The organism is Bacillus sp. SIMBA_031 (assembly GCF_046535225.1).
GTDB lineage: Bacteria > Bacillota > Bacilli > Bacillales > Bacillaceae > Bacillus > Bacillus velezensis.
The window spans coordinates 1-229 of sequence record NZ_JAWRXC010000767.1; the positions used below are offsets into that span (position 1 = coordinate 1).

Here is a 229-nt window from a genome sequence, read left to right on the forward strand (position 1 = left end):
GGCAGAAGCAGCGGCCCAGATCGCAACCCGGCGCGATCTGCAGCACCTGCCGCGCAGAATTCCGCAATATGGCCGAGCGTATCGGCACCCTCGTCACCGTAGCTGGCAGCATCGGGGCTGCCGCCGACACCGAAGGAATCGAGTACGAAGAGAAATGCACGTGCCATCATCAAACCAATCGCCATGCGGCCCGCAGGCCGTGATGGCGCTCAGGCATATAACGGTGTGG

At 62.9% G+C, this 229-nt stretch carries 1 pseudogene; it reads right to left on the bottom strand.

From position 1 onward, the window contains the following. Window positions 1-185 (bottom strand): annotated as a pseudogene (locus SB724_RS22135) (hypothetical protein); the annotation flags it as partial. Window positions 186-229: the final 44 nt, after the last annotated feature.